The 25,064-nt window shown below is 63.7% G+C and carries 24 protein-coding genes; 20 read left to right on the top strand and 4 right to left on the bottom strand.

Annotated elements, in window-relative coordinates; translation table 11 throughout:
• Nucleotides 1-45: 45 nt before the first annotated feature.
• Genes ASD45_RS11760 through ASD45_RS11750 form a run of 3 tightly spaced genes read right to left on the bottom strand, consistent with a single transcriptional unit; the run spans nucleotide 46 to nucleotide 3,164 of the window.
• Nucleotides 46-1,116, bottom strand: a complete 1,071-nt coding sequence (locus tag ASD45_RS11760; RefSeq protein ID WP_056911650.1) for an NAD(P)-dependent oxidoreductase — start codon at nucleotides 1,114-1,116, stop codon at nucleotides 46-48.
• A gap of 12 nt (nucleotides 1,117-1,128) precedes the next feature.
• A complete protein-coding gene (locus ASD45_RS11755; protein ID WP_056911649.1) occupies nucleotides 1,129-2,559 on the bottom strand; it encodes a UbiD family decarboxylase in 1,431 nt (476 codons plus the stop codon).
• Nucleotides 2,560-2,579: 20 nt separating this feature from the next.
• Entirely contained in the window at nucleotides 2,580-3,164 is a 585-nt protein-coding gene (locus ASD45_RS11750) for a UbiX family flavin prenyltransferase (RefSeq protein WP_056911648.1), read from the bottom strand.
• Nucleotides 3,165-3,434: 270 nt separating this feature from the next.
• Here ASD45_RS11750 and ASD45_RS11745 point away from each other — a divergent pair, with 270 nt between their 5' ends.
• The 4 genes from ASD45_RS11745 to ASD45_RS11730 are packed head-to-tail and all read left to right on the top strand — an operon-like array spanning nucleotide 3,435 to nucleotide 8,141.
• Nucleotides 3,435-3,947 (top strand): MarR family winged helix-turn-helix transcriptional regulator, encoded by a 513-nt coding sequence (locus tag ASD45_RS11745; RefSeq protein ID WP_056911647.1) that lies wholly within the window; start codon nucleotides 3,435-3,437, stop codon nucleotides 3,945-3,947.
• Between the two features lie 33 nt (nucleotides 3,948-3,980).
• Nucleotides 3,981-5,783 carry a thiamine pyrophosphate-dependent enzyme gene (locus ASD45_RS11740; RefSeq protein ID WP_244485317.1) on the top strand — a complete coding sequence of 601 codons (1,803 nt, stop codon included), beginning with the start codon at nucleotides 3,981-3,983 and terminating at the stop codon, nucleotides 5,781-5,783.
• Nucleotides 5,784-5,822: 39 nt separating this feature from the next.
• Nucleotides 5,823-7,313, top strand: coding sequence for an aldehyde dehydrogenase family protein (locus ASD45_RS11735; protein WP_056911645.1), 1,491 nt, complete (start codon nucleotides 5,823-5,825; stop codon nucleotides 7,311-7,313).
• A 27-nt stretch (nucleotides 7,314-7,340) separates the two neighbouring features.
• A complete protein-coding gene (locus tag ASD45_RS11730) occupies nucleotides 7,341-8,141 on the top strand; it encodes an ABC transporter ATP-binding protein (protein WP_056911644.1) in 801 nt (266 codons plus the stop codon).
• On the opposite strand, the gene ASD45_RS11725 is transcribed toward ASD45_RS11730, so the two are convergent.
• Nucleotides 8,142-8,528 carry a MarR family transcriptional regulator gene (locus ASD45_RS11725; RefSeq protein ID WP_162249414.1) on the bottom strand — a complete coding sequence of 129 codons (387 nt, stop codon included), beginning with the start codon at nucleotides 8,526-8,528 and terminating at the stop codon, nucleotides 8,142-8,144.
• A 9-nt stretch (nucleotides 8,529-8,537) separates the two neighbouring features.
• Between ASD45_RS11725 and ASD45_RS23720 the strand changes: the two genes are divergently transcribed.
• The 16 genes from ASD45_RS23720 (at nucleotide 8,538) to ASD45_RS11650 (ending at nucleotide 24,943) form a co-directional block, all read left to right on the top strand.
• Nucleotides 8,538-8,714 (top strand): hypothetical protein, encoded by a 177-nt coding sequence (locus ASD45_RS23720; RefSeq protein ID WP_162249413.1) that lies wholly within the window; start codon nucleotides 8,538-8,540, stop codon nucleotides 8,712-8,714.
• A gap of 96 nt (nucleotides 8,715-8,810) precedes the next feature.
• Complete coding sequence (locus ASD45_RS11720; RefSeq protein WP_056911642.1) at nucleotides 8,811-9,179, top strand: Rieske (2Fe-2S) protein; 369 nt, start codon at nucleotides 8,811-8,813, stop codon at nucleotides 9,177-9,179.
• Complete coding sequence (locus tag ASD45_RS11715; protein ID WP_056911641.1) at nucleotides 9,166-9,504, top strand: hypothetical protein; 339 nt, start codon at nucleotides 9,166-9,168, stop codon at nucleotides 9,502-9,504. The genes ASD45_RS11720 and ASD45_RS11715 overlap by 14 nt, the downstream gene beginning before the upstream one ends.
• Entirely contained in the window at nucleotides 9,504-10,745 is a 1,242-nt protein-coding gene (locus ASD45_RS11710; RefSeq protein ID WP_056911640.1) for an amidohydrolase family protein, read from the top strand. The genes ASD45_RS11715 and ASD45_RS11710 overlap by 1 nt, the downstream gene beginning before the upstream one ends.
• Nucleotides 10,746-10,816: 71 nt before the next feature.
• Nucleotides 10,817-12,214 carry an aspartate aminotransferase family protein gene (locus tag ASD45_RS11705; protein ID WP_056911639.1) on the top strand — a complete coding sequence of 466 codons (1,398 nt, stop codon included), beginning with the start codon at nucleotides 10,817-10,819 and terminating at the stop codon, nucleotides 12,212-12,214.
• A 30-nt stretch (nucleotides 12,215-12,244) separates the two neighbouring features.
• Nucleotides 12,245-13,321 carry an alpha-hydroxy acid oxidase gene (locus ASD45_RS11700; protein WP_056911638.1) on the top strand — a complete coding sequence of 359 codons (1,077 nt, stop codon included), beginning with the start codon at nucleotides 12,245-12,247 and terminating at the stop codon, nucleotides 13,319-13,321.
• A 2-nt stretch (nucleotides 13,322-13,323) separates the two neighbouring features.
• Complete coding sequence (locus ASD45_RS11695) at nucleotides 13,324-14,757, top strand: NAD-dependent succinate-semialdehyde dehydrogenase (protein ID WP_056911637.1); 1,434 nt, start codon at nucleotides 13,324-13,326, stop codon at nucleotides 14,755-14,757.
• A 7-nt stretch (nucleotides 14,758-14,764) separates the two neighbouring features.
• Complete coding sequence (locus ASD45_RS11690) at nucleotides 14,765-16,507, top strand: thiamine pyrophosphate-binding protein (RefSeq protein ID WP_056911636.1); 1,743 nt, start codon at nucleotides 14,765-14,767, stop codon at nucleotides 16,505-16,507.
• A 34-nt stretch (nucleotides 16,508-16,541) separates the two neighbouring features.
• Complete coding sequence (locus ASD45_RS11685; RefSeq protein ID WP_056911635.1) at nucleotides 16,542-17,294, top strand: ABC transporter permease subunit; 753 nt, start codon at nucleotides 16,542-16,544, stop codon at nucleotides 17,292-17,294.
• Nucleotides 17,291-18,130 carry an ABC transporter permease subunit gene (locus ASD45_RS11680; protein WP_162249412.1) on the top strand — a complete coding sequence of 280 codons (840 nt, stop codon included), beginning with the start codon at nucleotides 17,291-17,293 and terminating at the stop codon, nucleotides 18,128-18,130. The genes ASD45_RS11685 and ASD45_RS11680 overlap by 4 nt, the downstream gene beginning before the upstream one ends.
• Nucleotides 18,131-18,145: 15 nt before the next feature.
• Complete coding sequence (locus tag ASD45_RS11675) at nucleotides 18,146-20,482, top strand: xanthine dehydrogenase family protein molybdopterin-binding subunit (protein WP_056911633.1); 2,337 nt, start codon at nucleotides 18,146-18,148, stop codon at nucleotides 20,480-20,482.
• Between the two features lie 189 nt (nucleotides 20,483-20,671).
• Nucleotides 20,672-21,760 (top strand): zinc-binding dehydrogenase, encoded by a 1,089-nt coding sequence (locus ASD45_RS11670; RefSeq protein ID WP_056911632.1) that lies wholly within the window; start codon nucleotides 20,672-20,674, stop codon nucleotides 21,758-21,760.
• A gap of 54 nt (nucleotides 21,761-21,814) precedes the next feature.
• The gene (locus tag ASD45_RS11665; RefSeq protein WP_082540793.1) at nucleotides 21,815-22,777 is read left to right on the top strand and encodes an ABC transporter substrate-binding protein; all 963 of its coding nucleotides are present in this window, start codon (nucleotides 21,815-21,817) and stop codon (nucleotides 22,775-22,777) included.
• 9 nt (nucleotides 22,778-22,786) lie between these two features.
• Nucleotides 22,787-23,077: a YciI family protein gene (locus ASD45_RS11660; RefSeq protein ID WP_056911630.1), complete on the top strand. Its 291-nt coding sequence runs from the start codon at nucleotides 22,787-22,789 to the stop codon at nucleotides 23,075-23,077.
• Nucleotides 23,078-23,091: 14 nt separating this feature from the next.
• Complete coding sequence (locus ASD45_RS11655; RefSeq protein ID WP_082540792.1) at nucleotides 23,092-23,595, top strand: TIGR02444 family protein; 504 nt, start codon at nucleotides 23,092-23,094, stop codon at nucleotides 23,593-23,595.
• 28 nt (nucleotides 23,596-23,623) lie between these two features.
• The gene (locus ASD45_RS11650; protein WP_056911628.1) at nucleotides 23,624-24,943 is read left to right on the top strand and encodes an amidase family protein; all 1,320 of its coding nucleotides are present in this window, start codon (nucleotides 23,624-23,626) and stop codon (nucleotides 24,941-24,943) included.
• Nucleotides 24,944-25,064: the final 121 nt, after the last annotated feature.

The raw sequence follows: 25,064 nt of genomic DNA, 5'->3' as shown, positions 1-25,064 counted from the left end.
GGTGACACTGGGCCGCCCGCACAGGGCGGCCCTTTTTCTATGCGCTCAGGATTTCGACAGATCGACGCCGCCGAACCGCTTCTTCCACAGCGCGATGGCGTCCTTGTTGTAGACATTGTCGGGCACGCGGCCGCTGAGCGCGTCGTGCACCGAGCGCCCGGCCCATTCGGCACCGGCGCGCAATTCGATCGTGTCGGTCTTCGCGGTGGCGTGTGGCGACAGGATCAGCGTGTCGCCGATGGCGCGCAGCGGCGAGTTCATCGGCAGCGGCTCTTCTTCGAAAGCGTCGATCGCCGCGCCGCCGAGCCGGCCTTCTCGCAGCGCGGCGGCGACGGCGCCCTCGTCGATCATCTTGCCGCGCGCGGTGTTGATGACGATGGTGCCTGGCTTGGTGAGGCTAATCTCGCGCGCCCCGAACATCATGCGCGTTTCGTCGCTGAGCGTCGCATGGAACGAGATGACGTCGGATCGCCGCAGCAGCGTTTCGTAATCGACGCGCTCGACGCCGGCGAGCATGAAGCTGATTGGCGGCACGTAAGGGTCGTAGGCGATGACGCGCAGCCGCCACGGCGCCAGTAGTTGCGAAACGCGCGTGCCGATGCGGCCAAGGCCGACCAAGCCGACGGTGATGCCCGGATAGCCATCGGACACACGAGCGCCGAGAAAAGTCGCGGCGTGCCGCTCCTCGCGCCACTGGCCGGCGCGCACATCGGCGTCGCGGCGGCGGATCTTCTTCAGCAGCGCCAGCATCAGGGCGATGGTGTTCTCGGCGACCGCGAAGCAGTTGTCTTCGGTCGGGCCGTGGCAGACGAGGATGCCGCGCTCGGTGGCGGCGGCGACGTCGACGTCGTCGACGCCGACGGAATACTTGGTCACGGTGCGCAAATGAGGCGAGGCTTCGATCACCTCTCGGCTGATCGGCGTAGCTCGGATCGAGGTGCCCATCAGCGCGACGGCGTCGCGCGCGGCGGCGGCGATTTCCGAGGCCTGCGCGCGGCCGGGCTGCTGCCAGCGCGGCTCGCCGAGCACGACGTCGTAACCGTGCGCGGCCAGTTCACTCATCATCTGATCTGTGCCGGCGAGCGGCGCGAAGACGAGGATCCTGGGCTTCGGCATGGTGCGCTTCGATCAGCTGCGGATGGCAGGTCTCAGGCTCGCCATCCATTTGTCCTCGATGACGCGGCTCTCGGCGAGCGAGAGCGCCGAGGTCTTTGCAAATTTGTTGCGCCAGCCGAACGGACGGCAGGCGTCGATGATCATCTTCGAGTTCTGCGTCAGGCCCTGATCACGGGCTTCCGGCGTCAGGCGAGGATCGAGGCCCGAGCTCCAGCCGCCGCGGATGATGTCCACCGATTCCGACGGCTCCGAGCGCGTCGTCACCGCCCACATCACGTCGGCGAGATTGGACGGATCGACGTCCTCATCGACGACCACGACCAGGCGGCCCATATAGCTGTTGGCTGCGGCGATCAGCCCGGCACGCTTGGCGTGGCCGGGATAGCGTTGTTCGAGCGCGATTACGGTCATGAGCTGCGAGACATGCTGCCAGACGCCGACGACATCGGTGACGCCGCAGGCGATCAGGTTCTGCCAGATGCCGGCGCCACGGAACGGCAGGCCGAAATGGAAGCGCGGCGGCTTCATCGGCGGCGAGCCGAGCAGGATCGGATCATTGCGGTGGTGGATGGCCGTGACCTTCATCACCGGCGCCGGCCGCTTGTCGGCGGCATAGTAACCGGTGAATTCGCCGAACGGGCCCTCAAGCAGGCTCACTTCCGAAATCGGCGGCAGTTCGCCTTCGAGCACGCTTTCGGCATAGGCCGGGATCGGCAGGCGCGTGACCGGACCGGGGTGCACTTCGATCGGCGCTCCCTTGATCGCGCCGGCAAAGGCATATTCCGATTGACCGGCCGGCAGATATTCGAAGCCGGCGATGAACAACGCCGGATCTTCGCCATTGACGACGACCACGGGGCAGGGCTTGCCGCGCTCCCAGTATTTCTTCGAGATCATCGCGCCGTGGCGGCCCTGATGATCGAACTGGATCGTCACCTGATCCTTGCCATGCACCTGCACGCGATAAATCGAGGCGTTGACCCAGCCGTCGTCGGCGTCGCCCATGATCACCAGGCTGCCGGAGCCGATGTAGGGGCCGCCATCGTCCGGGTGCCAGTGCGGCGACGGTAGACGCGCCAGATCGACATCGTCGCCGGTCATCGAATTCTCGAGCCAGGCAGCGTCTTTCACGACAACGGGGTCGAGCGTCTTCAGCGTCTGGCGCTTCGCCATCCAGGCCTTCAGCGCGTCGAGCGGCCGCAAATGCGGATCGAGGCCGAGCGCCAGCGCGGCGCGCTGCGCGCTCACGGTGGCGTTGCTGAAGATGCGATAACCCTTCGGGTAGCCCTTGATGTTGTCGAACAGCAGCGCCGGGCATTCCGGCATGCCGGCGGCGACTTCCGTGATGCCGCCGATCTCGAGCATGAGGTCGGCGTTATCGATCCGCCGCAGCGCCCCCAGGCCGTCTACGAGATCGATGAATTCACGCAAGTCACGGTACATATCCGGCATTCCCTTGAACGTTATGTTTCGCCAATGGCCGGGACCTGTTCGCCCCAGCGCTTGACGGCTCCGGTATCGATGTCGAACTGGTCGAGCACGCGTCCGACCGTATGGTTGATAATGTCGTCGATGGTCTGCGGCCGGGTGTAGAGCGCCGGCATGAACGGCGCGATCACCGCGCCGATTTCGGCGGCTCGCGTCATGGTTTTGAGATGACCAAGGTGCAGCGGCGTCTCGCGCACCATGAGGACGAGCTTGCGGCGTTCCTTGAGGACGACGTCGGCGGCGCGGGTCAGCAGCGTCGTCGTATTGCCGTACGCAATCTCAGATAACGAGCGAATTGAGCAGGGAATGACGATCATCCCCATGGTTCTGAACGAGCCGCTGGCAATGGCGGCGCCGACATTCTCGGCTTTGTAGGTGACATCGGCGAGGTCGCGGACCTGCGCAGGCGCGTAATCGGTTTCGCTCGCAATCGTCAGCAGCGCCGACTTGCTGAGAACGAGGTGTGTCTCGACGCCGGCGAGGCGCAGGGCCTCGAGTGTCCGGATACCGAGGATTGCCCCCGAGGCGCCGCTGATGCCGACGATGATACGCTTGGTCACGGGATGGTCCTGTTCGCCGCCGCAGCGTTCGGCCGACGGGCATATCAGGCATATATTATAGAACTAAGGTTGTAAACATACATAAATCGCGGGTTGCGGGCCTGTGCATTGCATAGCGCGCGCCGTCCGATACCGCCGCCACAACCGTCGCGGAAATAAGGCTGGCATTTCCAGAAAGATGTGTTAACTAACTAATTCGAATCAGCAACGCGATGATGGTGCCGAACGCTACGGTAACCGGATCGCGCTGCCAATGCCGGGAAATGATCGATGACCGTGGTTCTCAACTTCGCGAAGATTGAAAGGCGCTCGGCCGCCGCCGCGCGCTCGCGCAACGGCGCCGACAAGCACGAGTATTTCGCGGCCGTAGCGCATGTGCGCTACATCCTGCGCAAGGTCTTCCGCATCATCGAAGAGAAGGCCAAGGAATTGGGCCTGGAGTCGCTGGCGCATCAGGCGCTGCTCCAGGTCTACGGCAGCAAGAACCAGGAACTGCGCGTCAGCGAGCTCGCCGAACGCCTCGATATCGCGCCGGCGTTCGCCTCGAACCTGATCAAGGGTCTGGTCAAATCGAAATATCTCAAGCGCGATTCCGATGCCTCGGATGGGCGCGTTACGATCCTGAAGATTACGCCGGCGGGCCGGGCGGTCTGTGACCGCATCGACGACGAGGTGAAGCCTCATGTCGATTATTTCACCAGCCAGCTCACGAATGACGAGCGCGAGACCGCGTTGTCGACGCTGATGTTCTATGTCGGCCCCGGTGCGGGCACGACGAAGTAACAACGATCGCAGGTGGCGGAAGGAAGCTCAGGCGTGCGTAACAAGTCAGGCGAGTCGCGTAGCAATGCCGGCATTCCGGAGATGCCGACCCTCCCGAATGCAGTCGAAGACGGGTGGGGCAGCGACCGCATTGCTCGCATCATCCGGGAGCTCGATCTCCCATTCATCTGCCTGAACCCCGGCGCCAGTTTCCGCGGCCTGCATGACAGCCTGGTCAATCTGCTCGGCAATGTGCGGCCGCAAATGCTGCTGTGCCTTCACGAGGAGGCGGCGGTCGCAATCGCCCATGGCTACGCCAAGGTCTCCGGCAAGCCGCTGGCGGTGGTGCTGCACAGCAATGTTGGCCTGATGCATGGCACCATGGCGATCTTCAATGCCTGGTGCGACCGCGTGCCGATGATGATCCTCGGCGCCACCGGCCCGGTCGATGCCAACAAGCGCCGGCCCTTCATCGACTGGATCCATACTTCGCGTGATCAGGCGTCGATGACGCGACATTACACCAAGTGGGACGACCAGCCGGCCTCGGTTGAGGCCACGGAAGAGTCGCTGCTGCGCGGCATGCAAATCGCGACCACGGCGCCGTGCGGCCCGGTCTATATCGTGCTCGATTCGGCGATGCAGGAAGCCAGGCATGTCGGCGGCGCGCCGATGCCGGACATGGCGCGCTACAAGGCGATTCCGTCGCCGAGCCCCGATCCCGTCAGCCTCGATGCCGCGGTTCGTCTGCTGTCGAATGCCAAGTCGCCGGTCATCCTGTCGGGCCGTGTGTCGCGCGATCCCAAGGCCTGGGCCGACCGCGTGCGGCTTGCCGAGCAGCTTGGCGCCACGGTCTTCACCGATCTCAAGGTCGGCGCCAGCTTTCCCAGCGAACACGAGCTCCACGCCATGCCGCGTGGCATGTTCATCAGCAAGGAATCGCTCGGCAAGCTGCAGAGCAGCGACGTGGTCCTCAGCCTCGATTGGGTCGATCTCGCCGGCACCTTGAAACAAGCCTGGCCCGATGGCTGTCCGGCCAAGGTGATTCATGTCTCAGTCGATCACCACGTCCATAACGGATGGGACATGGGCTACATGGCGCTGCCGCCGGTGGACGTGCGGCTCGCAGTGACACCGGAAGCTGCGGTGCCGGCGCTCATCAAGGCGCTGCCGGCCTCGAAGCGCGCGTACGGCAAGTCGCCGGCCAAGGTGGCAAAGGGAACGGGCGAGGGCCCGATCACCCTCAAGGATATTGCGCTGACCTTGCGTGAGGCGGTGAAGGGGCATGACGTTTGTCTGTCGCGCCTGCCGCTCGGCTGGGACGGTTCGTACTGGCCGTTCGAACATCCGCTGGATCAGATCGGCCACTCAGGTGGCGGTGGGGTCGGCTCCGGCCCCGGCATGGCTGTCGGCGCCGCGCTGGCGCTCAAAGGCACCAACCGGCTGCCGATCGCCATCCTCGGCGACGGCGATTACCTGATGGGCGTCACTGCGCTGTGGAGCGCCGTGCACTACAAGGTGCCGATGCTCACGGTGGTCGCCAACAACCACTCGTACTTTAACGACGAGGTGCATCAGGAGCGCGTCGCCGTGATGCGCGGCCGCCCGGTCGAGAACCGCTGGATCGGCCAGCGCATCGCCGACCCGGAGCCCGACATCGTGATGTTTGCCCGCGCCCAGGGCGCGACCGCCTTCGGCCCGGTCAAAAGTCATGCCGAACTGGCGAAGACCTTGGCCGAAGCTGTAGCCGCCGCAAGAGCCGGCGAGACGGTGGTCGTCGATGTCCACGTCGCCGCTGGCTACGCACCGAGCACCGTTGCCGCGCTCACCGAAACCAAGGAAGTCGGCTCGCCGTAAGGCGAGCCTTGTTGTGCCGTTACCGCTCTGAGGTCCGCCATGGCGACTGCGTTGAAGAAGCCTGCTGCATTCGTTCTCCCCACCGTGAAACGAGAGCTGTATTACGGCGGCGCCTGGCACAAGGCGCATTCCGGAGCGACGCAGGAAACCTTCAATCCGGCGACCGGGGAGAGCCTCGGCTCGGTTTCTCTGGCAGGTGCCGAAGACGTCGATGCAGCCGTCAAGGCCGCCTATGAGGGCTTCAAGGTGTGGCGGCGCATGAAGCCACTGGAGCGGGCGACCGTGCTGCGCAAGGCGGCCGACGTCATCCGCCAGCATGCCGACGAACTGGCGATGCTCGACGCCGCCGATTGCGGCGGTCCGTTCAAGCGCATGATCAAGGACAGCGAGGGCGGCGCGCAGGCCTTCGAGCAATTCGCCGGCCTGATCACCGAGATCAAAGGCGACACCATTCCCGGCGGCGACGACGTGCTGAGCTTCACGGTGCGTGAGCCGCTCGGCGTTGTCGTGCGCATCAACGCCTACAATCATCCGATGCTGTTCGCGGCGACCCATGCCGCACCGGCGCTGGCCGCCGGCAATGCCGTGATCATGAAGCCGCCGGAGCAGGCCCCGCTGTCGACCTTGCGGTTGGCCGAACTGATCGGGCCGCTGTTTCCGAAGGGTGTCGTCAGCGTGTTGTCCGGCGGCCGCGCTTGCGGCGAGGCCATTGTGGCGCATCCGCTGGTCGCCAAGGTGGGCCTGATCGGCGCCATTCCGACCGGCAAGGCGATCCTGAAAGGCGCGGCGGATTCGCTGAAGAAGGTGTCGCTTGAACTGGGCGGCAAGAATGCGCTGATCGGCTATCCGGATGCCGATCCGGACAAGCTTGCCGCCGGCGTAATCCAGGGCATGAACTTCGTCTGGCTCGGCCAATCCTGCGGTTCGACGTCCCGCGCCTTCCTGCACGAGGGCATTCACGATGCGGTGCTCGACCGCGTCGTCGAGAAGCTCAAGACGCTGCGCTTCGGGATTCCGACCGATCCGGACACCGAGATGGGGTGCCTCGTCAGCCAGGCGCAACTCGACAAGGTCATTCATTATGTCGAAGCCGGCAAACAGGACGGCGCTCGGCTCGTTACCGGCGGTCGACGTCCCGACGATCCAGCCTTCGCCAATGGCTTCTACTATGAGCCGACGATCTTCGCCGACGTCACGCCGAATATGCGCATCGCGCGCGAGGAAATCTTCGGGCCGGTGCTCAGCGTCTTCAAATGGCGCGATGAAGAAGCGATGTTCCAGTCGGTCAACGAACTGAGCTACGGCCTTACGGCTTCGATCTGGACCAGGAATCTGTCCGTCGCCCATCGTGCGGCGGCGCGCGTCGAAGCCGGCTATGTTTGGGTGAATGGCGCCAGCACGCATTATTACGGCGTGCCGTTCGGCGGTTACAAGCAGTCCGGGCTTGGACGCGAAGAGTCCATCGAAGAGCTACTGGACAATACGCAGCTTAAGAGCATCAATGTCGTGCTGGACGGTGCCGGGACCTGAGCCAGACCCAGTCGAGGGATCAATATCATGTCGCATGGTCACGGACTTCAGATCAGGAATGTAACCAAGAGGTTCGGCGGACACGCCGGCATCGTCGCCGTTCGCGACATGTCGTTCGACGTGAAGCCGGGCGAATTCATCTCCATCATCGGACCGAGCGGCTGCGGCAAATCGACCTTGTTCAACATCATTGGCGGCTTCCTCAAGGATTACGAGGGGGAGGTGGTGCTCGATGGACAAGGTAAGCCAGGTGACCGCACCATAGGCACCGTCTTCCAGGAAGAGTCGACCTTTCCCTGGCGGACGACATTGCAGAACGTGATGTTCCCGCTGGAAGCGGCCGGCATGCCGAAGAAAGAGCGCGTCGAGCGAGCGCGGCATTTCATCAGACTGGTCGGCCTCGAGGGCTTTGAGCACAACTATCCGAGCGAACTCTCGGGCGGCATGCGTCAACGCACCGCTATTGCCCGGACACTGGCCTTCGACCCGAAGATCCTGCTCATGGATGAGCCCTTCGCCGCGCTTGATGAGCAGACGCGGCTGCTGCTCGGCGACAAGGTGCTGCAAATCCAGCAGGAGCTCGAGCAGACAACGCTGCTGATTACCCACAACATTACCGAGGCCGTGCAGCTTTCCGATCGCGTCGTGGTGATGAGCTACCGGCCGGGCACGGTGAAGCGCATCGTCCCGATCGACCTGCCGCGGCCGCGTTCATCCGAGATTATGAGCAGCGAGCGCTTCGGTCAGCTCGTCGGCATGATCTGGGCCGACCTGCGCGAAGAGGCTTCGCGCGGCATGCAGGAAGCCGAGCGCAAGCGCGCGTCCTGATCAGGACTGGCCGCGCTTGCGGCGTGTCTGCGGCAATTCGGGCGTGACAGGGGAGGCTTTGTCGGCCTTGCGCGAGGCGCCGCGGTTCTGCGCTTCGAGATTCCCGGCAATGATGGCCATGATCCGGAAAAACTCCGCGATATCGGCCTTGCTCAAGCCTTCGCGAGCGATGGCGTTGATCCCGGCCGCGCATTCCAGCAGCTTGGCTTCTATCTCTGCGCCTGCGGGCTCCAGGAAAACCCGAACATTGCGGCGATCCCGCGCGTCGCGCTCGCGGCGAATGTATCCACGCTTTTCCAGCGCATCGAGGACGGTGGTGGACGATGCGGTTTCGATACCGACGCGGCGCGACAACTCGGTCTGATTGAGGCCGTCGTCGTACCACAACCGTTCGAGATGGACGAACTCGCTGAAGCTAATATCGTGATCTTTCAGACGATCGCGGAGCAGCTTGCTGAAGGCGAGATGCGAGCGCCGGAGCAATTTGCCGATGCCGATGGGCGGCGGTTGCGTAGCGCCTTCGGCGAGACGGCGTGGCGTATCTGGCAAGGCAAATCTCCGGCAGACAATTGATACAGAAAACTGAGTTGACTTATGTTAATCGTAAGATATCTTACTAATAGGTACCTTAGCAATTGCGGCCCGGTGCGTGCAAGGAGGACGAGACAGATGAGCGAGCAGGTCCCGGTGTGCCGGAGCGACGAGCTCAAAGAGGGCGCCGTCCGAGTGTGCACCATCGGCGATGTCGAGATCGGCATCATTCGCCACAATGGCGGATGCCACGCCTACAAGAATGTTTGCCCGCATCAGGGCGGTCCCGTTTGCGAAGGCGTGCGCATGCCGCAGGTCGAAGACGTGATCGACGAGAACGGTCTTTTCGTCTGCCAGAAGTTCAATGAAAACGACATGCATATCGTCTGCCCGTGGCACGGCTACGAATTCCACATCGAGTCCGGCGAGCACGTCATCGATCCCAAGGTGAGGCTCAAGAAATACGACGTGGTCGAGCGGGAAGGGCAGATTTATGTCGCGATCTGAAGCGCGAGAATTTTCGGACCTGGCGAGCGAGCTCTCGGCGCGCTGTCTCGAGGCCATCGAGCAAAACCGCCTCGAGGACATTCCGGCCGATGCGTTGGGCCAGGCCTTCGCTTCGGTTCTGCAGCTTTACGCTGCCAAGGCGCAGGCCGGCGAGGGCATGCTGCCGTTCGGCCGTAATAGCGGCGTGACCGCGACCGACGTCGCGATCGGCTGCACCGCGATGCTCGAAGCAGTCAATCTCGCCCTTTTCGAACTCGGCGCGTGGCAGAACATGTCGAGCGTCGGCCGTATCAAGTATGACGAGTCCGTGACGGAGCGCTACTGATGTTGAAGGTGACCGGCAACCGCGATGTCGCGAACGAGGGCTTCAACAGCTCGGTGCATCTGAAGAACGCCGCCGCGCAGGGCGAATCGCGCAACTATGACGACTTCATGATCGTCGACGTTGACGCGCACCACTATGAGACCGAGGCCTTCAGCGAGATCGCCGACTACATCGACGATCCGGTGTTGCGCCGCGAGGCCAAGTTTCAGGGCATGGCGCGCGGCGGCATTGCCTCGATGGACGGCTCCTACCAGGAAATGACCGGCCGCATCACGCGCTATCCCGAGCGGCGCGGCGAGAAGGTGCCGCCACAGCCGCATCGCGACATCACGCTGATGTACCGCTGGATGGATGCGCTGCGCGTGGACGTGGCCTGCATGTTCCCGACGCCGATGCTGAATATCGTCACCTGTCCGCGCATCGAGGTCGAGGTCGCGCTGGCGCGGGCCTATAATCGCTGGCTGTGCGACAACATCCTCGAAAGCGAGAATGGCCGCCTCAAGTCGATGCTCTACCTGCCGTTCAACGATCCGGCGGCCTGCATCGACATCGTCGAGAAATTCGGCAGCCGCAAGGGCGTCATCGGCTTCATGGTGGTGGCGACGCATTATCGCTCCGTCCACGACAACGCCTATATGAAGCTCTACGCCATGCTGCAGGAGCGCAACCTGCCGCTGGCATTCCATGCCGCCTATACCTGGAGCGACAAGCAGCTCTCGCTGACCAACCGCTTCATGGCGGTGCATGCCTTGGGCTTCACCTGGCACAACATGCTCCACATGACCAACTGGCTGGTCAATGGGCTGCCGGAGCGATTCCCGAAGCTCAAGGTCGTCTGGATCGAATCCGGTCTGGCCTGGGTGCCATTCCTGATGCAGCGCCTCGACAACGAGTTCATGATGCGCTCGTCGGACGCGCCGCTGCTCAAGCGCATCCCCAGCGACTACATGCGTGAGATGTACTACACGTCGCAGCCGATGGAGATGGTCAACAATCCGAAGGCGCTGGAAGTTACCTTCGAGATGATCAACGCCAAGACGCAACTTCTGTACTCGTCGGATTATCCGCACTGGGACATGGACCTGCCGTCGACCATCTACGATCTGCCGTTTCTTGACGAGCAGGCCAAGCGCGACATCCTCGGCGGCAACGCACAGCGTCTGTTCAATCTCGAAACGACGCTCGCGCCGGGTAAGCACGAGCGGCGCGCCCAACGGGGCGTGAATGCCGCCGCCGGATAATGCCGCTGCAACGTATCCCGATGTGACTGACTGCGTCTGAAACCCGTCCATCTCCTTCCGAGGCGTCTCCCATGATTTCCGAGCAGGAACTGGCCAAGCTGTCTTACCCGGAGATGCCGAAGATCGTCTCCAACGAGTTGCCGGGCCCGAAGTCGCGGCAGGTCATTGACGACGCCCTCAAGGTGCAGACGCCGACGCGCCCTTCAGTGCGCGGCACTTTGGTGATCGAGGAGGGGTTTGGCGCGGGCATCAAGGATCCCGACGACAACGTCTATATCGATCTGTCCGCCGGCGTGGCTGTATCAAGCGTCGGTCGCAACCATCCCAAGGTGGTCGAGGCCGTGCGGGAGCAGGCTACCAAACTCATGCATTCGGCCGGTCTCGTATCGTCGAGCACGGTGAAACTCGCGCAAAAGCTTTCCGACCTCATGCCGGAAGGCCTCCGCGGCGAGTGCTTTACGGTGTTCGGCATGAGTGGCTCCGCCGCGGTCGAGACTGCGATCAAGTTCGCCAAGGCCATCACTGGCAAGCACCAGATCGTGGCCTTCGAGGGCGCCTATCACGGCGTCTTTCACGGCTCGCTGGCCCTGACGACACGCGAGAACTTCCGTGTGCCGTTCATGCCGCTGATGCCCGGCGCGATCCACATGCCATATGCGTACTGCTATCGCTGCTTTGCCGGCTTCGACAGCAAGACCTGCGCGCAGGCATGCGGCAAGTACCTCGATTTCAAGCTCAACACGCCCAATACCGGGGCTGACGACGTCGCCGCCGTTATCGTCGAGTCGATGCAGGCCGATGGTGGCTATATCGATCCGCCGATCGAGTTCATGAAAGCGTTGCGCGAGGCGTGCGACAAACGCGGCATCATCCTGATCATCGATGAGGTTCAGGCCGGCGCCGGCCGGACCGGCAAGATGTGGGCGATCGAGCACTATGGCATCAAGCCGGACATGCTGGTCTGGGCGAAGGCGGTCGGTGGCGACATGCCGCTGTCCGGCGTCACCGCGCACAAAAAGTTCTACGAAAGATTGCCGCAAAGCTCGCAGGTCATCACCAGCGCGGAGAACGCCGTGGTCAACGCGGTGGGCATTGCCAATCTCGAGATCCTCAGCGACCCGAAAGACGATTTGATCGGCCGCGCCGCCAAGCTGGGTGCCGACCTCAAGCAGCGTCTGCTCGAATTCCAGAAGACATGCCGGCTGGTCGGCGAAGTGCGCGGGCGTGGCCTTTTCATTGGCGTCGAACTGGTCAGCGACAAGGATAAGCGCACCCCGCTCGAAGCCAAATACATGGGCCAGATCGCCAAGACCTGCGAACAGCGCGGCGTGCGCGTCATGGCATGTGGCCGCAATGGCAATACGTTCCGCCTGATGCCGCCGCTCGTCATCACGGAGGCGCATCTGCGTAAGGGTATCGACATATTCCTTGAAGCCATCAAGGAAGTGGAAGCTGCGACGGCGAACTGATCGAGACCAATAGGGTAACGGAGCTCTGGGATGGCCGCGGACTTCACCTGCAACCAGGAAATCATCGAGGTTGCCCGCAAGAATCTGACCCAGGATGTGTGGGACTATCTGACCGGCGCCGCTGAGTCCGAGACGACCTTGCGGCGCAACCGCTATGCGCTCGACAAGCTGGCCTTCCTGCCGCGCGTCTGCCGCGATGTTTCCAAGGTCGATCCATCGACCACCTTCCTCGGCCACAAGCTGCGCATCCCGGTGATGCTGGCGCCGATAGGCTCGCTGCAGGCGATTCATGAAGGCGGTGGTGCGTCGTCCTGCGCCGCGGCCGCGAAGTTCGGCACCATTCCAATGATCTCGTCGATCACGCAGCCGAGTCTGGAGGACTGCGCCAAGTCCGCGGAAGGGCCGAAGATCTTTCAGCTCTACGTGCGCGGGGACAAGGCCTGGCTAAAAGACATCATCGGCCGCGTCAAGGCGGCGGGCTATGCCGCGCTGGCGCTGACAGTGGACTCGGCGGTTTACAGCATCCGTGAACGCCAGCTGATGAATCAATATCAGCCGCCGAGCGTGAAGGCGCAGACCAACCGCCACCTGCAGTCCGCCATTACCTGGGAGTTGATGGACTGGATCAAAGCGGAGTGGGGCGGGCCGTTCATTCTCAAGGGCGTAGCCACCGCCGCCGACACCAAGCTGGCCGTCGAGCGCGGCGTCGACATCATCTATGTCTCCAACCACGGCGGTCGTCAGCTCGATCATTGTCTCGGCGCGATGGAAACGCTGCCGACCGTGGTTGCCGCGGCGGCGGGCAAGGCCCGCATTCTCGTCGATGGCGGGTTTCTACGGGGCTCGGACGTCATCAAGGCGGTTGCGCTCGGCGCCGACGCGGTGCTGATCGGCCGGATGCAGGGCTGGGCGCTGGCCGCCGGCGGCGCCGACGGTCTGGTGCGTTCTCTCGAACTGATCGAGCGCGAGATCACCAATACGCTGGCGCTGCTCGGCCTCGTCTCGTTCAAGGAATTGACGAAGGATTATCTCTGCTCGGTCGATCCGCTCGGGCCGTGCCACGAGATGAGCACCTTCGCTCATATGCCGAACGGCAGATTGGTCTGAACATGCACGACCGCCTGGCGTTCTTCATCGACGGCGCGTGGAGCACGGGCGACGGCAAGCGCAGCGGCGCCGTGCTCAATCCGGCGACCGGCGAGGAGATCGGCCGCGTGCCGTTCGCGTCGTTTGACGATATCGACCGGGCGCTGGCGGCCGCCGAGCGCGGCTTCGAGGTCTGGAAGAAGGTGCTGCCGCAGGAGCGCGCCAAGGTCATCCGCAAGATCGCGACGCTGCTGCGCGAGCAGACCGACGCCATCGCCAACACGATGACCCTGGAGCAGGGCAAGCCGATCGCCGAGGCGCGCACCGAAGTCGGCGCAACGGCCGAACTGTTCGAGTGGTTGGCGGAAGAATCCCGGCGCATCTACGGCCGCCTGGTGCCGAGCCGCGTTGCCAATACCCGCACCATGGTGGTGCATGAGCCGATCGGGCCGGTGGCGGCGTTCTCGCCGTGGAATTTCCCCTGCATGATGCCGGGCCGCAAGATCGCCCATGCGCTCGCCGCGGGTTGCTCGATCGTGCTCAAGCCGGCGGAGGAGACGCCAGGCACCGCGGTGGCGCTGGGCAAGGCGTGCGAGCAGGCCGGCGTGCCCAAGGGCGTCGTCAATATACTGTTCGGCGAACCGGCGCAGGTTTCCGAACGCCTCATCAAATCGCCGATCATCCGCAAAGTTACGCTGACCGGCTCGACCAATGTTGGCAGGCATATTGCATCGCTCGCCAGCCATGATTTCAAGAAAGTCACGCTCGAGCTCGGCGGACACGCACCGGTCATCGTCTTCGAGGATGCCGATCTCGACCGAGCCGTCTCGTTGTCGGTCGGCAGCCGTTTCCGTAATGCCGGACAGGTGTGCACCGCCGGCTCGCGCTTCTTCATCCACGAGTCTCTCTACGATAGGTTTGTCGCGGGGTTCACGGCGGCAGCCTCCGCGCTCCAGGTCGGCAGCGGCCTCGATCCGAAATCGCAGATGGGTCCGCTGGCCAATGCGCGCCGCATCGAGGCCATGGAAAAACTGGTCGCCGATGCCGAAGCGCGCGGCGGGCGTGTCGCGGCCGGCGGCCGTCGTAAAGGCAATACCGGGTTCTTCTTCGAACCTACCGTCATCACCGGCCTGTCGAACGAGGCCAGCCTGATGAATACCGAGCCGTTCGGGCCGCTGGCGCCCATCGTGCCGTTCAAGGATTTCGATGGCGTCGTCAAGGAAGCGAACCGTCTCCCATACGGGCTTGCGGCTTATGCCTTCACGCGCTCGCAGTCTTACGCAGCGCGGATCGGCGAAACGCTGCAGGCCGGCGTTATCGCCATCAACGGCGTCACCGTGACAGCTCCGGAAGGACCGTTCGGCGGCATGAAGGACAGCGGCATCGGCCGCGAGTCCGGCATCGAAGGTCTGCTCGAGCACATGAACATTAAGACCATCACCGAAACCTACCAGTAGTGGGCCGATGAAATCCGACCTGACGGAAAAAGATGCAAAGCCGGTGCTGGGTTGGGGCAGCGACATTGTCGCCGAGCTGCTGCGCCGTCTCGGCATCAAATACGTTTGCGTTAATCCGGGCTCGAGCTTCCGCGGTCTGCATGACAGCCTGATCAATTATCTCGGCAATGAGAAGCCGCAGATGCTGCTGTCTTTGCATGAACAATCGGTCGTGGCGATTGCGCACGGCTATTACAAGGCCTGCGGTGAGCCGATGGCTGTGGTGGTGCACAGCAATGTCGGACTGATGGCCGGTATGATGTCGATCTTCAATGCCTGGTGCGACCGCGTGCCGATGCTCATTCTCGGCGCCACTGGTGCGGTGGACAGCGCCGTGCGTCGCAACTGGATCGACTGGAGTCATACCTTCCGCGATCAGGGCGCTTTGGTCCGTCACTTTGTCAAATGGGACGAGCAGCCGACCACGCCGCGCGCCCAGATCGACAGCATTCTGCGTGCGTATCAGGCGTCGAACACGGCACCGTGCGGTCCTTCTTACGTTATTCTCGATCGCCGCTTACAGGAAGACGCGTTGCAAGGCGATATCGCGTTGCCGGATATCGCGCGCTACAAGCCGAAGGCCCCGGCCACACCGTCGAAAGAGGCACTCGACAGTGCCGTGGCAATGCTGTCCGCGGCGAAGAACATCGTCATGCTGATCGGTCGCGTTTCGCTTGACCGGGAGCAGTGGGACCGGCGCGTCGCGCTGGCCGAGCGCCTTAAGGCGCGCGTCGTCACCGATTTGCGTATGGGCGCGTCGTTTCCGACCGAGCATCCACTGCACGGTGGGCCGGCCGACCTGTTCCTGTCGCCGAACGACAAGGCGGCCATCGGCAAGGCCGATCTCGTCCTCAGCCTCGATTGGTATGACCTTGCCGATACCATGCTTCAGGCCGGCGGCAGCGCCAAAGTGATCAGCGTTTCGGTCGATCATCACGCGCACAATTCCTACAGTGGCGATCATCAGCGCCTGGCCCCCGTCGATCTCGATATGGCCGTCGAGCCGCACATGGCGGTTGCAGCGCTACTGGATCGTCTCAAACCGCCGGCCAAGCCTATGGCGATCGAGCAGAAGAGGGCGCCCGACTTCACCGGCGATCCCGCTTTGACGCCGACGCTCGCGGATCTGGGGCAGGCCATGGCGAAGCTCCGTGACGGCCGCCAGATCACGCTGGCGCGAGCGCCGCTGAATTGGCCGTCCGCCAGCTATCCGTTCCGCGAGCCGCTCGACTATCTCGGGTATGACGGCGGTGGCGGGGTCGGCTCCGGTCCCGGAATGACCGTGGGTGCCGCACTGGCTTTGGCCGGCTCGGGGCGTGTCGTCGTTGGCATCATGGGCGACGGCGAATTCCTCGGCGCTGTGTCGGCACTATGGACGGCAGCGCATTACAACATCCCGCTGCTGATGGTGGTGGCGAACAACCGGTCCTATTTCACCGATGAAATCCAGCAGGAGACCGTGGCCCGCGAGCGCAAGCGTCCGGTCGCCAATCGCTGGATCGGCCAGCGCATCGATGACCCGGCGGTCGATCTTGCCGGCCTGGCGCGCGACTTTGGCGTCGAGGCTGAAGGTCCGATCGAGAAGGCCGGGGATCTTTTCGCCGCGCTTGAACGCGGCATCAAGGCGGCCGAGGCTGGCAAGCCTTATGTCATCGACGTCGTCATCGACCCCTCGCGGGGCGCAAGTTTCGATTGGTTGAGCGATGCCTGACATGGCGAACCGACCGGCAAATGGACGACCTTTCGTGATCCGGCTTCTGAGTTCGCCGGCGTTCTGCTCGTTCGGCTTGCTTGTGGCATTCCTTCTTCTGCTTGAGGGCCTGGTGCGAAGCGGCCTCGTCTCGCGCGCGATCGTCGCCGAGCCGAGTGCGACGATCCTTGGCATCGTCGACCTGCAGGCCAAGGTCGATATTCTCGGCGCACTGCGATCCACCCTGACGTCGACCTTGACCGCGGTCGGGCTCGAAATCCTGGTCGCGGTCCCGCTGGGCCACCTGATGTACAAGCGACGCGCCGTCGGCATCGCCTATACGAGTTGGCTGGCCTCGCTGTCGGCCGCGCCGATTTTCCTGCTGTACCCGTTGTTCCTCGTCGTCTTTGGCCGCAACCAGGTGACGCTTATCGTCATGGGATTCCTGCCGGGCGTCATCCCGCTGATCCTGCACGTCCAGGAGGGCTTCCTCGGCGTCAAACAGACCTTCATCAATGTCGGGCACAGCTATGCGCTGTCCAAGAACGCGATCTTCTGGCGCATCATGGTGCCGGCCGCGGCGCCGACCATCGCCACCGGCGTGCGTCTGGCGTTGATGTACACGCTGATCAACATCGTCGCGGTCGAGTATCTCGTTGATGTCGGCGGCCTCGGCCGCATCGTTGCCGACCGTTATTTCCGCTTCGATATTCCGGGTACCTATTCGGCGATCGTCGCCGTCGCGGCGGTCAGTGTCCTGCTGAACTGGTTGATCGGCCGCGGCGAACAATGGATCCGGTCGCGATGAAGATATTCGACCCGAGACAACACGCGCTTCATCTCCAGGTTCTGTGGATCCGGGTGTGCACCATTCTGGCTCTGGTGGCGCTGTGGGAGTTCGCTGCGCGCTCAGGCGTTTTCTACGAAGGTGTCATTCCGCCGACCTGGGCCGTGATCGTGGCGCTGGTGCAGGAACTGATGGCGAAGGACTTCTACGTCGATCTTGGTCTGACCGTGTTCGCGGCCACGGCCGGCTTTATCGCCGGTTCGCTGATCGCGTTGGTTCTCGGCATTTTGCTCGGCCTGCGGCCATTCGGCCGGCGCGTCTTCGAGCCGTTCGTCACCGCGCTGGGTGGCACGCCCAAGGTGATCTTCCTGCCGATCATCTTCCTGGTATTCGGCCTCGGCATCGAATCCAAGATTGCCAAGGCATCGCTGTCGGCGTTCTTTCCGGTGGTGCTGAGCACGACCAGCGCGTTCGTGCAGATTCCGAAAATCTTTCTGCTGACCGGCCGCAGCTTCAATCTTTCCACCTGGCAGATGTTCAGCAAGGTCTATCTGCCGGCGATGGCCAATCCTGTGCTCACCAGCCTGCGCCTCGCCATGTCGATGTCGATCATCGGCGTGCTGTCCGCCGAGATTGCCAACTCGCAAGGCGGCCTCGGCTTCCGTCTGATCCGCTACGCCGATCAGTTCCGTATCGCGTCGGTCTATGCCGATGCCATTCTGATCTTTGCCACTGCCGCTTTCATGAATTTCGCCTTGAGTCTGCTGCAGGGTTTTCTCGGCAGACGCGGGCAAAAGACGACGGCCGCGGAACGCGCCGCCGACAAGGCCGCGCTCGCCGCGACCTCGGGCGCATGAGGTATTGGCCGCGGCATGCGTGAACTCGACTGGGGCATCGGCCGATCTGTGGTGCGCAGCGAGGATGCGCGGCTGACTGGCGGGCTCGGCCGCTACACCGATGATATCGATCTGGGGCCCGCCGCTTCGCTCTATCTGGTACGTTCGCCGCACGCCGCGGCGCGGATCGTCAGCATCAATGTCGAGGCGGCGAGGGCGGTGGACGGGGTGCTGGCGGTGTTGAGCGGCGTCGATGTGGTCGCGGCCAATATCGCCACCCTGCCGTCGCGGGTGCAGCGTCACAAGGCCAATGGCGAGCCGAATTTCGTGCCGCCGTATTATCCGCTGGCCGTGGAGGTGGCGCCGCACAGCGGCGTCGCCGTCGTCGCCGTCGTCGCCGAGACTTTGGCGCAGGCCAAGGACGCCGCCGAACTGGTCGAGATCGACTACGAGGTGCTGCCCGACGTCACCGATACCGCGCAATGCCTCGACGCCGACGCACCGGTGGTGTGGGAGGGGCAGGGCGACAATCGCTGTTTCGTCTTCCGGCTCGGCGACAAGGCGGCGGCCGAAGCCGCTTTCGCCCGGGCCGACCACGTCGTCCGTGACCGCCTCATCATCACCCGGATGACGACCAACTCGATCGAGCCGCGCAATGCCCTCGGTCACTACACGGCAAAGGACGGTCGTTACACGCTCTACTCAAGCCTGCAGTCGCCGCACACGATCCAGCGCGAGATTGCCGGCATTTTCCGCCAGCCGGCAAACCGTTTCCGCGTTGTGGCTCACGATGTCGGCGGCTCATTCGGCATGAAGGGCAGCGTTTATCCCGAGCAGGTGCTGGTGCTGTGGGCGTCGCGGATTGTCGGCCAGCCCGTGAAATGGGTGGCCGAGCGCAGCGAAGGCTTCCTGTCCGACCACCAGGCGCGCGACAACATTTCCGACGTGGCGCTGGCGCTCGACAAGGCCGGCCGCTTTCTGGCGCTGCGCGTCGAAACGGTGGCTAATATTGGCGCCTATATCGCGCTCAACGGCCTGCATTCATCGACCAACAACCTCGGCGGCCTCGCCGGCGTCTATAAGATCCCGGCGTTCGACGTCGCCGTCACCGGCGCATTCAGCCACACGCCGCCGACCTGTCCGTTTCGGGGGGCGGGGCGGCCCGAGGCGTCATACTGCATCGAGCGGATCATTGACCTCGCCGCGCGTGAGCTGAACGTCGATCCGGCCGAATTGCGTCGTCGCAACCTCATTCCGGCGAGCGCCATGCCTTACAAGACCGGGCTGGTCTACACCTACGATTGCGGCGAGTTCGAAGCCGTGATGGACCGCTGTCTCGAAGCTGCCGACTGGAAAGGCTTCGACGCCCGCCGCCGTTCCAGCGAGGCGCGCGGCCTGCTGCGCGGCATCGGCATTGCCTGCGTCATTGAGATCGCGGGCGGTCCGCAGGGCATGCCCATGGAGGAGGCGGTCGAGATCCGCTTTGATTCCAGCGGCAGTTGCACCGTCGTCTCCGGCAGCCACTCGCACGGCCAAGGCCACGAGACGGTGCTCAAGCAGTTCGCAGCGCAATATCTCGGTCTGGCGCCCGATCAGGTACGCATCGTCAGCGGCGATACCGATGAAGTCGCACATGGCCGCGGCTCGTTCGGCTCCCGCACCATGATGGCGGCCGGCACCGCTTTCGCAACCGCGGCGCAGCGCGTCATCGATCGCGGCAAGAAGGTCGCCGCGCATCTTCTCGAGGTCGGCGAGGGCGATGTGGAGTTTACCGAGGGTGCTTTCGCCGTGCCGGGCACCGATCTCAAGATCGCTTTGGCCGACGTGGCGCGTGCGTCGTATCTGCCCGCGCGCATGCCGCGCGACATGGATTTCGGCCTCGACGCCAAGGCGGTCGTGACGCCGCGCGACGCCACCTTTCCCAATGGCTGTCACATCTGCGAGGTCGAGATCGATCCCGACACCGGGGTGACAAAGCTGGTGGCCTACACCGTGGTGGACGATGTCGGCCAGGTCATGAACCCGCTGCTGCTCAAGGGCCAGCTGCATGGCGGCATCGCTCAGGGTGTCGGCCAGGCGCTGATGGAGCACATCGCGTATGCCGACGGCCAACTCTTGACCGGCTCGTTCATGGACTATGGCATGCCGCGCGCCAGCCACCTGCCGTTTTTCGACGTCATCAGCCACGCCGTGCCGACCGCCACCAATCCGCTTGGCGCCAAGGGCGCAGGGGAAGCCGGAACGGTCGGCGCCTTGCCGGCCGTCATGAACGCGGTTGCCGATGCGCTATACCGCGCGGGCGTCCCTCGGATCGACATGCCGGCGACCGCCCAGAACGTGTGGGCGGCGTTACGAAACGCGGAGCGCGCATGAAAGCCGAAAGGTGGAGCGCCGGAAGGCCGGACGCCGTTACCTTTGGACGACGTGCACAAACAAACGGCTCGATGCGCGACAAGATGGGGCAGCCACTGCGACGCAAAATAAACATGGCGCAATTGACTGCCTGTTCAGACTAGGTACTATACTAAAAAGCATAACATAGATAAACTATAGGATATCGGTATGAAGGCTTGGCTCTCCTACGGCTTCAACGACATGCGCCTCGAAGAGGTGCCGATGCCGCATGCCGAGCCCGGCTGGGTGGTGTGCAAGGTCCGCAACGCCGAATTGTCGGTCACCGAAATCGCCGAGTTTCGCGGGCTGCCCGTTCCGTCGCATGACAACATCAAGCGCATGCTCGCCGAGCGGGCGCCCATGCAGCTCTGGGGCCACGAATTCTGCGGCGAAGTTGTCGAAGTCGGCGCCGGCGTGACCAACGTCAAGCTTGGCGATCGCGTTTTCTATCATCGCGGCGTGCCTTGCGGCACCTGCAAGTACTGCAGCGCCGGGATGTCGCATCTCTGCCGCTCGGTCATCAACGTCTCGGAAGACACGCCCGGCTGCCTCGCCGAGTACTTCCCGATTCCGGCAAGCACCATCGCGGCGATCCCGCCGGAAATCTCCGACATCGAAGCGTGCGGCATGCAGCCGCTGGTGTCGGTGATGGGCCGTATCGAAGGCGTCGGCATTGCGATGGGCGATACCGTCGTCGTCATCGGTCAGGGACCGATGGGCCTGTTCTGCACTCAGATCGCCGCCGTCGCCGGCGCCGCAAAGGTGGTGGCGATCGCGCGGCGCGATCCGGTGCTCGCGCTGTCGAAGCAGCTTGGCGCCACGCACATCATCAACGCGACGAAGACCGACCCGGTCGAGGCGGTCATGGAGATCACCAAAGGTCTCGGCTGTGACGTCGTGCTCGAATGCGCCGGTGGCAGCAAGGAGCAGGGCCACGCCGGTGTCGACACCTTCATCCAGGGGCTGGCGATGCTGCGCAACGAAGGCCGCATTTCCGAATTCGGCCATCTGCCGGTCGGCTCGACGGTTCCGATCGGGCCGATCGACAAGAAGGGCCTGCACGTAATCGGTACGCGCAGCCCGTCGCCGCGCATCATCAATTACGCGATCGATCTGGTCGCCTCGAAGCGCGTGCACATCGAGCCAACGGTGACGCACGTGCTTCAAGGGATCGAGAAAGTGCCCGAAGCCATCGAGATTACGGGCAACAAGGCGAAGTATGGAGCGATTGGGCCCGCACAGGTCGTCCTGGTCTGAGCGGGTGGATTGGAAGTCCGGGGTCAACAACAACTACTCAAGAGGGATCGGACTATGCGTACTCTGATGAAAGTAGCTTTTGCGGCAGCCGGCGTCGGCATGATCGTTCAACCTGCTCTGGCGCAGGATAAGGTGAAGGTGGCCACCACCTTCCTCGGCCTGTGGGATACCTCGCAGCCGACGCTGTGCCAGGAGCGCGGCGAATTCACCAAGGCGGGTCTCGACGTCGACGTTACATCGACGCGCGGCGGCTCTGAAAACATCCAGGCCGTCATCGCCGGTGGCATGGACATCGGCTACTCGCCCGGCCTCAACGCCGTGCTTGCGGCTTATGCTCAGGGCAATAAGCTCAAGATCGTCAGTGCCGAGTTCCTTGGCCAGAACGACACCTTCTTCTATGTGCCGAAGGACAGCCCGATCAAGTCGACCAAGGACCTCGCCGGCAAGTCGGTGGCGTTTCCGCGTCCCGGCGGCGCCAGCGAGGCGTTGCTGCTCGCTTTCAAGAGCGAGAGCAAGCTCGACTTCAAGCCGGTCGCGACCGGCGGCATGGATGCAACCATGACCATGACGATGACCAAGCAGGTCGATGTCGGCTACTCGATCCCACCGGCCGGTCTCGCCGCGGTTGACGAAGGCAAGATCCGCGTCCTGTTCGCCGGCGATGACGTCAAGTCGCAGGCCGATCTCACCGGCCGTGTCATCGTGGTGAAGGCGGATTACCTCGCCAAGAACCGCGCCGTGGTCGCCAAGTTCCTCGAGACGCTCGATAAGTGCATCGACTGGGCCTATGCCAACAAGGCGGAATCCTCGAAGTTCTATGGCAAGCTCAACAAGGTTGAGGCCAACATCGCCGAGAAGGGCATCGCTTTCTATAACCGCAAGACGCTGGCGTTCGGGCCGATCAAGGGCATCGACCAGACCATGCAGCAGGCGGTTGAGGGCAAGTTCCTGGCGAAGCCGCTGACCGCGGCCGAGCTCAAGGACCTCATCGACATCGTCTACACCACCAAGCAATAAGGCGCGCGTGTGTACGTCGCTATCTTGACCAGCAAGCCGAATACCGAGGTGCTCCGCACCGAGACGAAGCCTCGTCACGATGCTTATTGGGAGGAGCACCTCGGTCGCATCCGCTTCGGCGGACCGATCCTGTCCGATGACGGCAAGACCCGCATGGGCCAGATCCTGTTGCTCGATGTGGCCGACCGTGAAACCGCCGAAAGGATCGTCACCGGCGATCCTTTCGTCGAGGTCGGCTGCTTCGAGAAGTGGTCCATCCACCGCTATCGTCTTTCGGTGGAAGCGGGCCGGCTCACATAAGGCCGCGAGACGCGATGATGTCGTTCCGCTACTTCTCGTTTGCCGTCTACACCGCGCCGGGGGTCGAGGAAGAGTGTCTGAGCCTGCAGGACGGTCACGGTGTTGACGTCAACATTCTGTTGTTCTGCGCCTATGCCGGGGTCGTCGCCAGGATCATGCTGAGCGCGCAGGATCTCGCCGCGATCGATCGCGAAGTGGCCGGCATTCGTGAAGGCGTCATCGTGCCGCTGCGCACGTGCCGGCGGGCGATGAAGCAGGGGATTGCCGCGCTCGCGCGCGAACAGGCGGCCGAGGCGAAATCGCTTCGCGACCGCGTCAAGGATATCGAACTCGCCGCCGAATACCTTGAGCAGGATCGCCTCGTGGCGTGGCTGGCGTCGTCCGAACGAGGCGCCGCCGATACGTCTTCCGCAGCGCTCGGCGCGAATATTGGCCTGTTGCTAAGCGGGCACGCCCGTGGCGGCCGGAATCCGCCATACCCGGACAATCTCGCCCGCGCGGCGTTGTCTCGCGCCTAAATCAATCACCGAACCTCTGTGAGCTGACATGGCCTCGGCAACCGACCGACTGCAAACTGCACTGGCGAACATTGACGCTCGCGGCGGGCAGGGGCCTCTGGCCTTCACCGAGGTCTTCAGCGAAAGCGCGAAGATCGAAGCCTTTGCCGCCGAACGCCGCGCCGCCAGCGGCATGTCGAAGGGCGCTTTGGACGGTCGCATCGTGTCGGTGAAGGCCTTGTTCGACGTCGCGGGCACGGTGACGCATTCCGGCTCGGCGGTGCTGCGCCAGTTGCCGCCGGCCAGCCGCGATGCGGAGATCATCGAACGGCTGCGCGCCGCCGGCGCGATCATCATCGGCAAGACCCAGATGACCGAATTCGCCTTCTCGGCCCTGGGGACCAATCCGCACGACGGCATGCCGGGCAATCCGCGCGACCGCGCGCGGGTGCCGGGCGGTTCGTCGTCCGGCGCCGTGGTGTCGGTTGTCGGGGGCATGGCCGACATCGCCACCGGCAGCGACAGCGGCGGCTCGCTGCGGATTCCGGCCGCGCTGTCCGGCGCGGTAGGGTTCAAGCCGACCGGCGGGCGCGTGCCGACCGCCGGCGCTTTCTCGCTATCGTCGAGCCTCGACACTGTCGGCCCGATCGCCTTGAGCGTCGCCGACTGCGCGGTGGCCGATCAAATCCTGTCGGGGCGTTGCGGCACCGCCGCGCTGATCCCTGCCGAACCGAAGGACTTCCGGCTGACGATCGGGCGGGGCCGTCTGTTCGCGCGCTGCGACGAGCACGTGCTGCAGGCCTTCGACCGCGCCATTGCCAGATGCCAAGCCGTCGGCATTGCCGTCGACGAGCGTTCGCTCGATCCGATCCTCGAATACACCGACCGGATCGACAAGCTCGGCACCTTCCCGTCCGTCGAGGTCGCCGCGACCTTGGCCGAGCTCGCCGTCACGTCGCTCGACGGCGTCGATCCGAAGACGCGGGCGCGCATCGAGGCGGGTAGGAACGTCTCGGCGACCGACTATGTGCTGATGACGCGGCACCGACAAGCAGCGATCGAGGCGTTCGACCGGTCGCTCGGCGAAGACGAGATCGTGGTCGTGCCGACCACGCCGATCGTCGCGCCGCTTATTGCCGCGGTTGACGATATCGCGGCGTTTCGTGAGGCCAACGGCCTGGTGCTGCGCAATCCGCGGGTCGCCAATTTGCTTGATTGTCCGTCGATCTCGCTGCCGATCGCGGGCCCCGGCTTACCGGTCGGCCTGATGCTGATCGGCCGGCGCAACAGCGACCGCCGGCTTCTCGCCGCCGCGGCCTGCATCGAAGCGGGACTGGGGAGCAGGAGCGGCCGCGCCGGGCAGCTTTAGGCCGGCCTTGCCGAGAAACGCCTCTGCGACGCTGATCAAGCCGAGAGCTATCTCGCGACTAATGGTCCCTGCGATGCCTCGGCTAAATCCGATGTGGCGTTGTGCGAGTCGTGGTCAACCG

The sequence above is a fragment of the Pseudolabrys sp. Root1462 genome, assembly GCF_001426945.1.
Classification (GTDB): domain Bacteria; phylum Pseudomonadota; class Alphaproteobacteria; order Rhizobiales; family Xanthobacteraceae; genus Pseudolabrys.
Note: the sequence above shows the minus strand (reverse complement) of the source record. Positions and strands in the feature narration are given on the sequence as shown.

What these genes read in the sequence shown, in the direction of transcription:
- ASD45_RS11665 (WP_082540793.1), top strand. Translation starts at nt 21,815, where the DNA reads ATGCGTACTCTGATGAAAGTAGCTTTTGCGGCAGCCGGCGTCGGCATG.
- ASD45_RS11650 (WP_056911628.1), top strand. Translation starts at nt 23,624, where the DNA reads ATGGCCTCGGCAACCGACCGACTGCAAACTGCACTGGCGAACATTGAC.
- ASD45_RS11715 (WP_056911641.1), top strand. Translation starts at nt 9,166, where the DNA reads ATGTCGCGATCTGAAGCGCGAGAATTTTCGGACCTGGCGAGCGAGCTC.
- ASD45_RS11735 (WP_056911645.1), top strand. Translation starts at nt 5,823, where the DNA reads ATGGCGACTGCGTTGAAGAAGCCTGCTGCATTCGTTCTCCCCACCGTG.
- ASD45_RS11690 (WP_056911636.1), top strand. Translation starts at nt 14,765, where the DNA reads ATGAAATCCGACCTGACGGAAAAAGATGCAAAGCCGGTGCTGGGTTGG.
- ASD45_RS11680 (WP_162249412.1), top strand. Translation starts at nt 17,291, where the DNA reads ATGAAGATATTCGACCCGAGACAACACGCGCTTCATCTCCAGGTTCTG.
- ASD45_RS11745 (WP_056911647.1), top strand. Translation starts at nt 3,435, where the DNA reads ATGACCGTGGTTCTCAACTTCGCGAAGATTGAAAGGCGCTCGGCCGCC.
- ASD45_RS23720 (WP_162249413.1), top strand. Translation starts at nt 8,538, where the DNA reads ATGGACGAACTCGCTGAAGCTAATATCGTGATCTTTCAGACGATCGCG.
- ASD45_RS11710 (WP_056911640.1), top strand. Translation starts at nt 9,504, where the DNA reads ATGTTGAAGGTGACCGGCAACCGCGATGTCGCGAACGAGGGCTTCAAC.
- ASD45_RS11705 (WP_056911639.1), top strand. Translation starts at nt 10,817, where the DNA reads ATGATTTCCGAGCAGGAACTGGCCAAGCTGTCTTACCCGGAGATGCCG.
- ASD45_RS11755 (WP_056911649.1), bottom strand. Translation starts at nt 2,559, where the DNA reads ATGTACCGTGACTTGCGTGAATTCATCGATCTCGTAGACGGCCTGGGG.
- ASD45_RS11695 (WP_056911637.1), top strand. Translation starts at nt 13,324, where the DNA reads ATGCACGACCGCCTGGCGTTCTTCATCGACGGCGCGTGGAGCACGGGC.
- ASD45_RS11670 (WP_056911632.1), top strand. Translation starts at nt 20,672, where the DNA reads ATGAAGGCTTGGCTCTCCTACGGCTTCAACGACATGCGCCTCGAAGAG.
- ASD45_RS11700 (WP_056911638.1), top strand. Translation starts at nt 12,245, where the DNA reads ATGGCCGCGGACTTCACCTGCAACCAGGAAATCATCGAGGTTGCCCGC.
- ASD45_RS11675 (WP_056911633.1), top strand. Translation starts at nt 18,146, where the DNA reads ATGCGTGAACTCGACTGGGGCATCGGCCGATCTGTGGTGCGCAGCGAG.
- ASD45_RS11720 (WP_056911642.1), top strand. Translation starts at nt 8,811, where the DNA reads ATGAGCGAGCAGGTCCCGGTGTGCCGGAGCGACGAGCTCAAAGAGGGC.
- ASD45_RS11655 (WP_082540792.1), top strand. Translation starts at nt 23,092, where the DNA reads ATGATGTCGTTCCGCTACTTCTCGTTTGCCGTCTACACCGCGCCGGGG.
- ASD45_RS11730 (WP_056911644.1), top strand. Translation starts at nt 7,341, where the DNA reads ATGTCGCATGGTCACGGACTTCAGATCAGGAATGTAACCAAGAGGTTC.
- ASD45_RS11760 (WP_056911650.1), bottom strand. Translation starts at nt 1,116, where the DNA reads ATGCCGAAGCCCAGGATCCTCGTCTTCGCGCCGCTCGCCGGCACAGAT.